Source organism: Erwinia sp., assembly GCF_031978025.1.
Taxonomy (GTDB): domain Bacteria; phylum Pseudomonadota; class Gammaproteobacteria; order Enterobacterales; family Enterobacteriaceae; genus Erwinia.
This window is the reverse complement of record NZ_DALZCD010000023.1, coordinates 17,855-24,365: the sequence shown is the minus strand read 5'-3', so window position 1 is coordinate 24,365 and position 6,511 is coordinate 17,855. Positions and strand designations below refer to the sequence as shown.

4 protein-coding genes are annotated in these 6,511 nt (G+C 55.6%); all 4 read right to left on the bottom strand.

Annotated elements, in window-relative coordinates:
* Positions 1-2: 2 nt before the first annotated feature.
* Positions 3-632 (bottom strand): MBL fold metallo-hydrolase, encoded by a 630-nt coding sequence (locus tag RTK32_RS03350; RefSeq protein ID WP_312042095.1) that lies wholly within the window; start codon positions 630-632, stop codon positions 3-5.
* Positions 633-666: 34 nt separating this feature from the next.
* A complete protein-coding gene (locus RTK32_RS03345; RefSeq protein ID WP_312042094.1) occupies positions 667-1,215 on the bottom strand; it encodes a YcbK family protein in 549 nt (182 codons plus the stop codon).
* A 185-nt stretch (positions 1,216-1,400) separates the two neighbouring features.
* On the bottom strand, positions 1,401-3,191 hold the full coding sequence (ldtD, locus tag RTK32_RS03340; protein WP_312042093.1) for a L,D-transpeptidase: 1,791 nt from the start codon (positions 3,189-3,191) through the stop codon (positions 1,401-1,403).
* A 154-nt stretch (positions 3,192-3,345) separates the two neighbouring features.
* The coding region (mukB, locus tag RTK32_RS03335) for a chromosome partition protein MukB (RefSeq protein WP_312042092.1) at positions 3,346-6,511 on the bottom strand (3,166 nt) is incomplete at its 5' end.

Genomic DNA, 6,511 nt, shown 5'->3' with positions numbered 1-6,511 from the left:
CATTACTGCAAAAAGGGATTTGATATCCGCTCTTTGCCCAGCGTCGAGCTGGGGCCGTGACCAGGCAGAAAGGTGACGTCATCGCCAAGGGGTAACAGCTTATTTTTAATGGCGGCAATCAGATCGGTGTGGCTGCCCTGAGGAAAGTCGGTGCGGCCTACGCCGCCACTAAAAATAACATCTCCGGAAATCAGCAGGCGAGAAACCCGATCGAAAAACACGATATGTCCGGGCGTGTGTCCCGGGCAAAGCAGCACCTCGAGCGAAGTATCGCCCACATGGACAACCTCTCCCTCTTCCAGCCAGCGATCGGGCGTTAATGGCGCGCATTCAGGAAAACCAAACATCTGGCTCTGCATCGGTAATCCTTCCAACCAGAACGCATCTGCTTTATGCGGCCCTACCACCGGCACAGCATAAAAAGCGGCCAGTTCTGCCGCAGCACCTACATGATCCAAATGGCCATGCGTCAACAGGATTTGCGTAATCGTGACGCCTTTTGCAGCCGTATGCGCTTTGATTTTTTCAGCGTCACCGCCAGGATCGACAATGGCGGCCTGTAGGGTTACCGGGCACCAGATAAGGGAACAGTTCTGTGAAAAGGCCGTTACCGGAATAGTTTGATAATTCATAGGGCTCCATTAATCCCGGTTCGTCAGGATTTTATTACCAGTGCCTCGCCGGCCCGGTATCAATATGCACAAAGTTGCTTTTGGGATAGTATCCTACACCCCCGGCCCTCATGGAAAGCGCCGCTTTGCGAACATTGCTGAGCGTAATCCCCTCAATATGAAAATCCATAGCCTGCCCCAGCGTATGGTAGCTGTGTTTAGCGACGCCGCTGCCAGTTTCACGCAGCGAGTTATTGGTTCCCAGCGTGCGATAGCCAGAAATCAGCTGTACGGGTTTGCGCGTGTCCAGCAGCGCCTGGAGTCGATAAAGCTGGTCGAAAAGATGGGGATCGATGCTTTTGATCCGGTTGGCGCGATAATCACGAAAAAAATGGTTAAGGCGCGTGAGCTCATCTTTATCGTAGCTTTTACCGTTAAAAAATTCGGTTTTAAGGCTTTCTCCGGTATGTAAATTATTCAGCGTCAGTATACGAGGACGTGAAGTGGAAAGCGAAGCGAAGGCCTGTGCTGGCAGGAGAGACAGGCCTAGCGCCGCGCCGCCCAGGGCCAGTAATTTACGGCGATGAGTGTCGAATTTATCCATTAATCTGTGTTACCCGGCTAAAAGTTTTGAAACGGTGGAAACGTTCACCGTCCGGAACCTTAACCGCGTAGAAATGTGGCGTCAACCGACGAAACGTGACGGAACCGGCAAATCCTGTCGGCATTGCCGGGCCGGCCAAACCATTCTCGCATCAGTCAACAGCGGAATACCTGAAGAATCAACCACTAGAGCAATAATTGACCAGCCTTCGTCAATACCTGTGCGCCAGAGCGCGCCGTCTGGTCATAATTGTAAATATCTGTGCGATACTGCGTGTGTCCGTCATCAGCCACCCAGGCCGTCAGATAATACAGGTTAACCGGAATACGATGACGTACCGCCACATAGTGGGTGTCGCCCTGCTTCAGCGTGGTGGAGATACGTGAATCATTCCAGCCAGCATCCTGCAGCAGCAGATTAGCCAGATCGGACGCCTTATTTACCCTGACACAGCCAGAACTGAGTGCCCGAATATCCTTCTGGAAGAGGTTATGGTTAGGCGTATCGTGCAGGTAGATGGCGTCAGAACTCGGCATATTAAATTTGTAGCGGCCCAGCGAGTTGGTTGCCCCTGGCGCCTGGCGGATACGATAAGGGAACGACGTGGCCGACACCATTTGCCAGTCGATCATAGAAGGATCGATAACTTCAGCATCACTACTCCAGCCAGAAAGCAGCGTGTAATTATGCTTATAGAGGTAGCCCGGATCCTGTTTTACTTTAGGAATAATATCTTTGCGCACCAGCGTGGTAGGCACGTTCCATGGCGGATTAAGAACAACGTTATTTAACGCGCTGCGCATCAACGGTGTTTTACGATCCGGGCGACCCACGATTACGCGGGAAGCAAGGATCTGATTGCCATTCAGATAATATTTCAGCGAGTAGTTGGCGATATTTACCATGATCCCGTTATGCATATCATCCGGCAGCAGCCTTAACCGCTGAATATTTAACGCCAGCAGCGAAGCTCGCAACTGCGGAGAAACGTTCAGCCATTCACGCGTTCTTGGGCCAATCACACCATCTGCTTCCAGACCTTGCCAGCGCTGAAAGCGTTTTACGCCCGCCACCAGCTCGTCGGAATAGATATGGGTGGGATCGGCGGGCGCCAGGTTTTGCACCTGCCCGGCCATCTCAGGCGTATTGGCCTGCGGTGACGGGTCAACAGGAGAGGCCGATGGGCTGACCGCCGCTTCCTCATCCACAAAGGAAGCCGGTACAGCCGTGGTCGGCACGGCATCATCATCAGGTTTTGGCGTATCGCTACCCGGCGTCAGCATATTACTACGCTGCAGAATTTCCCGCAGCGCGGGCACATCATCGCTCAGCTGGCCCGGGCGCAAGCTTTGTCTGTTGGCCAACTGCGGCCAGGCGCGATTATCCGCGAGCAGCTCTTTTAGTGCCTGATGCATTAAAGGATATTGCGGATGTCGCGGTGCCAGCGACGCGACAAAAGCGTGGGCGGTACCCTGCTCAACCGCCCGCTGCCACTGATTAATTACCGATAAGGCAGGCACTTCCAGCTTGTACGGAACGTTAGTGTAGAGCCAGGTCTCACCTTTAGCAGGCACCGAGGAGGCAAATTGCAGATAGCCGAGCATTGCGTCGGAAAGCACTACGTCGCGCTCCAGTCCTGTTATTGCAGGATCGGTTAACCACTTAACCCACTGGGTGAACTGCGGTTGTACGCCGGAAATGGCGACTTCCGCCAGCTGCTGCTGAAATTGCTGCACGGCCTGACGATCCTGCCACATTGGCTGCATATGCTGCGTAGCATATAAAGAGGCCAACGTTTTCAGGTAAAAAGGCCGGTAGCCGTTAGTAAACAGCGACTGTAGCTTTGCCTGCGCCTGTGAGACGGACACGCTAGCGGAATGCGGCGTGGCGGCATAGACAGGTGTAGCCTGCCCCAGCGCTAAAGCCAGGCAGCAGGCCAGGCGAAGCTTTACAAAATGAGATCCTGTCAGCAACATCCCTTGCCTCCTGTAGCGGGTCTGAACGATCGACACCTGAATAATGTTATTAGTATAGAAAAGAAAACGGCGCACGTATGCTGCGCGCCTCAGAGAGTAATTCGGCGGCACGGATTTTGCTATACGTGCCGCCGATTATTTTGTGCTGTTTAGATCAGGAAGAGAGCTCTGCCGATTCTGCTGTCACATTAGCAGGCTCGGCCGCGAAGCCACGCAGACCGACTACATGAACATGCTCGCTATTGTTGATGACCTTACGCACCAGTTTATAGGTCGTGCCTTTTTCCGGACTGATGTTTTCCGGTGCGGCAATAATCAGCTGCATCTCAAGGCGATCGCACAGTTCGAACAGCGTGGCGATGGATTTAGCATCCAGGCGCGCGGCCTCATCCAGGAACAGCAGGCGGCAGGGTGAGATATCTTTACCGCGCAGGCGACGAGACTCCTCTTCCCAGCTTTGGACTACCATCACCAGAATCGACATGCCGGTGCCAATGGCCTCGCCCGTTGACAGCGCCCCGCTTTCTGCACGCAGCCAGCCATCGGAACCCCGGTTTACTTCCACCTCCATAGAAAGGTAGTTACGGTAGTCCAGCAGCTCTTCGCCGATGGTTTGCGGCGTCCGCTGTCCCATATCAATCTGTGGATTGAGACGCTGGTAAAGCTTCGCCAACGCTTCGGAGAAGGTTAGCCGCTGGCTCTTGAACAGATCCTGATGCTGTTCGTGCTGTTCTGAAAGCACATCCAGCAGCGTGGCATGGGTCTCTCGCACGTTAACGTTAAGCCGCACGCTGTGTACCTGGCCAAAGCTGACGCTCTGCAGTCCCTGGTTCAGCTGGCGAATACGGTTCTGCTCACGCTGAATGGTTTTGCGAATAATATTCGCCACGCTGCGCGAGCTGATGGCCAGCATCTGTTCACGGGCGGTGAGCTCTTCGCTCAGACGACTCAGCTCAATCTCCATCTGTTCAATCGCCTCTACCGGATCGTCCGTGCGGATAATATCCTGGCGGATGCGTTCACGCAGATGCTGATAAACGGCAATAAAGAACTCGATCTTACGTTCAGGACGCTTAGGATCTTCTGACTGACGCAGGATATCGCGCAGGTGCTCGTTATCGGCAACGGCCAGACGTAGCGCACCCAACGCCTTATCCGACATGGAACGCAGCTCGTCACCGCCCAGATAGGCCAGCTCGCGACGATGCAAGCGACGCTCGACGCCGTTATCTTTCACCATGCGCAGGACGGCGACCCAACCCGCTTTAGCGTTGACCACCTGCTCGCGGCTTTGATGGTAATCACGCTCAACGCGCTTCAGCTTTTTCTGCAGCGCATCCATTTCCGCTTCACAGAAGGTCAGCTGTTTTTCCAGCTGATTGCGACGGCTGCGGTTATTGCTTAACGCCGTATAAAGCTCGTCACGGCGCAGACGCGAGCGCTCTTCCGCACTGGCGTCTGCCTGCACGCCGATAGCCTGCATTTCCTGCTGCAGTTCTTTCAACATATCCCGCTTGGCGTCATACGAACTTTTCAGCGAGGCGAGTACCTGACTGTATTGCGTCAGCTGCGCCTGGTGGCTTCTGAGCTGCTCGCGCGCACGCGCACGTTCGGCCTCAGCCTGTTCAAGACGGCGACGCAGCTTCTCGTTTAAATCGCTGTTGCCGTCAAGCATTCCAGCCGAATCGGCATAGTTGAAATGCGCGCGCCGCTGCACCACTTCGGTAATGGCAAACGCCTGCTGACGGGCATCGCGTTGCGCCTGCTGCGCCTGCTGATAATCCAGTTTAAGCTGCTCGTGCTGTTCCGGATCGCTTTGCAGCACTGCCACCAGCGGCTCCAGCTTAGCGAGGCCCGCGCCATGCTGTTGCAGGAAACGCGCGGCTTCCTGCGCTTCGTCAAGGCGCTCTAACAGCTCTTCGTGGCGATCCTGCAGCGTTTCGTCCAGCAGCAGGCTGACGCGCGGCATCAATCGGTTAAGCTGAGCGACGCCCTCTTTCGCCTGCTCAAACTGCTGGCGCTGCTGCTGGTTTTCACTTTCATGAGAACTGACCGCACGTTCAAGCTCGCCACGTCGGCCGTTCAGCTGACGGATTTCCGCTTCCGGGTCCGGTTCAAACGCCACGCCCAGATGGCCGCCAATAAAGCGGCTGAACGCCTGATGCAGACGTTGCGTTTTCTGCACATCGAAAGAGAGCGTCGCGTAACGTTCCGCCAGCGTTTCACGTTCGGCGCGCAGCAGTTCCAACTGATTTTCACGGGCAGCGCGACCAAACAGAGGCACTTTCGGGAAGCGGGAGTAGCGCCACTGACGATCGCCCGCTTTAACCACTACCGCTTTTTGCAGCTCTTCAACATTAAAGACGCTGTCATCAAAGGATTGCGGATCCCCTTCGATCAGATAGAGATCTTCCGGACACTCTTCCAGCCCATCCAGCAGCTCGCGAACAAGTGACAGATCCGGCACCACGATCGCGTGGCGCGCAGGGCCATATAGCGCGGAAAAGTAAGGCGCGTCTTCAATGGTGACGTCATCGTAAATTTCAGAAAGCAGCACGCCGCCGAAACGCTCGGCCAGCTGGTTGAGTCGTGCATCTTCCGAGCCGCCCGGCTGGCTTAACCGATCGATCTGGTTTTCAACCTCGCGTTTGCGGCTGGCGACTTCATCACGCTCCACGGTGGTTTCACGCTCACGCTCCAGCAGACGCTGCATATGTTCGGTGACCTGCTGGCCATTCTCCAGCGCCTCACCGGTCTGCTCACGCAGCTGCGTCAGAATTTCCTGGGCGTTCAGCCACTGTGGTGCCTGCCGCGTCAGGCGGGCGATGCGCTCACGCACCTGCTCCAGTTCCTGCCGCATCGCCAGACGGCGTTCGCCCGCATCAGCCACGCTTTCGGAAAGCTGTTCGATGCGCGCTTCCAGTTCATACTGTAAGGCTTCCAGCTCTTCCGGTGCATACTGCTGGCCGTGCTTTTTACAAAAGTCGTTCAGCAACCGCTCAGCTTCCTGCTGCTCGCGCAGTCGCTGTTCCATTTCCGCAAGACGCGAGCGCAGAGACTGCAGCTGTTCGGCGTGATAACGTTGATTGCCGGCGTCGCGCAGCAGCTCGCGGCCGGTTTGATAAGCTTCGCTGCGGCTCACTGGCCCGGCAATGCGCGTTACCAGTTCAAAAGCCTGCTCAAACTGGCTGTGCGCGGCCTGCGCCACGCTCATTTTCTGCTCCAGCATCAGCAGTCTGTCTGTGGCTTCCTGCTCTTTCGCCCGGAAAGTTTCCTGCCATTCCTGTGCGTTTTCAATGGTCAGCTCGCGGATCTGACAA

Bases quoted from the DNA above. Each gene is read 5' to 3' on its own strand.
- RTK32_RS03350 (WP_312042095.1), bottom strand. From the start codon at position 632: ATGAATTATCAAACTATTCCGGTAACGGCCTTTTCACAGAACTGTTCC.
- RTK32_RS03345 (WP_312042094.1), bottom strand. From the start codon at position 1,215: ATGGATAAATTCGACACTCATCGCCGTAAATTACTGGCCCTGGGCGGC.
- ldtD (WP_312042093.1), bottom strand. From the start codon at position 3,191: ATGTTGCTGACAGGATCTCATTTTGTAAAGCTTCGCCTGGCCTGCTGC.